At 45.0% G+C, this 1068-nt stretch carries 2 protein-coding genes; both read right to left on the reverse strand.

Features of this window, described 5'->3' with window-relative positions; all coding sequences use genetic code 11:
- Positions 1-508 (reverse strand): response regulator transcription factor (locus tag R8N28_RS26790; protein ID WP_318183866.1); only part of this gene is annotated, 508 nt, incomplete at its 3' end.
- 18 nt (positions 509-526) lie between these two features.
- Positions 527-952, reverse strand: coding sequence for a PepSY domain-containing protein (locus tag R8N28_RS26795; protein ID WP_005495629.1), 426 nt, complete (start codon positions 950-952; stop codon positions 527-529).
- Between the last annotated feature and the right edge of the window lie 116 nt (positions 953-1068).

Here is a 1068-nt window from a genome sequence, read left to right on the forward strand (position 1 = left end):
AAATGACTTTTTCAGGATTATGCATAAAGTAAGCGACTACTTTATATTCCAGCGCTGTTAGGCTCACTGCTTGGCCTTGCCACATCACTTTTGAGGTTCTGGTATCTAGGCTTAAATCGCCTATTTGCATGACCGGAGAAGCGTTACCAGATGCTCTGCGCAGTTGGGCGCGAAGACGAGCGATAAGCTCAACCATTTCAAACGGTTTAGTCAGGTAATCATCGGCGCCTGCGTTTAGGCCTTCTACTCGTTGAGTTAAGGTATCACGCGCACTTAGGATCACGACCGGAGTGTTGATGTTTTCATCTCGAATGCCTTTTAAAACGGTCAAGCCATCGAGTTTCGGTAGACCAAGGTCGAGTACAATCGCGTCCCATTCTTCGGATGTCGCTCGGTAGAGCGCGTCAATGCCATCTTGTGATAGCTCAGGTACCCAACCGTTATTTTCCAACGTTTCGATAATTTGCTCGCCTAGACGAGGATCATCTTCGACAACAAGTATTTTCATGGCAGCGTTTCTTATTATTTAGTTTTGTGGTGGTTTTAAAGCTTTATTGAAGTTTCGACCTTTGACTTCCAGCATTTCCAATGTGGCAGCGTCATATTCGACCTTCAACACACTATTGTTGAAGAGTATTTTCAGTTCGTAAACCCATTCATTGTCATCTTCTTCAAGCTCGACTTTGATGATGCGACCATAAAGGTCATTTTCGACGGCCGCGTAAAGCTCAGAGAAGGGACGAATGTAGCCTTTTTGTACGGCGCGGTAGACCTCATCTTGGTCTTCATCAAATTCGATACGAGTGCCGGGCTTTTCGACATCTTGCACGATGGCGTGGCCATTTTGCGTGGTGTAAATATCATTTTGCTGCGCGAAGCTTGGTGCAGAAAGCAGCATCGGGGCGAGGCTGAAAAACAACGCAAGATTTTGAGAAGTCACTGGTTTATACATAGCAAAACCTTTTCTGAAGAGTTGGCAAAATTATATCTAGCTGTACATGAACAGAAAGTGAATCATCGTGTGAACTGTCGGTTCAGTCACATTCACTTTGCTCTTGGCAAACTCAC

The sequence above is a fragment of the Vibrio sp. Vb1554 genome (assembly GCF_033344235.1).